Source organism: Candidatus Streptomyces philanthi, from assembly GCF_059553635.1.
Map to the genome: position 1 here is coordinate 1 of NZ_JCANQV010000626.1, position 1056 is coordinate 1056.

Here is a 1056-nt window from a genome sequence, read left to right on the forward strand (position 1 = left end):
AGCGGGCCGCTCCGAAGGGGCGGTCAGTTCCGGGCGGTGCGGCCGTAGTAGGTGTCGAAGTTCTTCCGGAACTCCTCGTTCCCGAAGCGGTCCCAGTTGATCGACCAGGTCATCAGGCCGCGCAGGTCGGGCCAGGCGCCGTGCGGCCGGTAGGTGCCGCAGCGGGTGTTCTTGGTGAGGCAGTCGAGTGCCGCGGTGACGTCCCCGGGCGCGGTGTGGCCGTTGCCCGCGTTGGGGGAGGCGGGCAGGCCGATGGCGACCTGGGAGGGCTTGAGCGGCGGGAAGACGTTGTTCTTGTCCCCGGCCACCGGGAAGCCGGTCAGCAGCATGTCGGTCATGGCGATGTGGAAGTCCGCGCTGCCCATGGTGTGGTACTGGTCGTCGAGGCCGACGATCGGGCCCGAGTTGTAGTCCTGGACGTGCAGCAGCGTCAGATCGTCGCGCAGGGCGTGGATGACGGGCAGATAGGCGCCGGCCCGCGGGTCCTGCCCGCCCCACTTGCCGCTGCCGTAGTACTGGTACCCGAGCTGGACGAAGAAGGTCTCGGGGGCCATGGTGAGGGTGAACCGGTCGCCGTACTTGGCCTTGAGGGTCTTCACCGCGGAGATCAGGTTGACGACGACGGCGCTCGTGGGGTTCTTGAAGTCCGTGTCGCCGGTGTCCAGCGAGAGCGAGTGGCCCTCGAAGTCGATGTCCAGGCCGTCGAGGCCGTAGCGGTCGATGATCGCGCCGACGGACGAGACGAAGGCGTCGCGGGCCGCGGTGGTGGTGAGCCGCACCTGGCCGTTCTGGCCGCCGATCGAGATCAGCACCTTCTTGCCGGCGGCCTGCTTCGCCTTGACCGCGGCCTTGAACTCGTCCTCGGACTCGACGCCCGGACACTCGCTCTTGGGACAGAGCGAGAAGCGGATGTCGCCGGAGGTGGGCGAGGTGGGTTCGCCGAAGGCGAGGTCGATGATGTCCCAGCTGCCGGGGACGTCGGCGAGCCGGGTGTAGCCGGAGCCGTTGGCGAAACTGGCGTGGAGATAGCCGACGAGGGCGTGCGCGGGGAGCGTG

1 protein-coding gene is annotated in these 1056 nt (G+C 68.8%); it reads right to left on the reverse strand.

Going from position 1 to position 1056, the window contains the following annotated elements:
- Window positions 1–23 precede the first annotated feature (23 nt).
- On the reverse strand, window positions 24–1056 hold a 1033-nt coding region (locus AC51EU_RS30725; protein ID WP_496270366.1), incomplete at its 5' end, for a chitinase.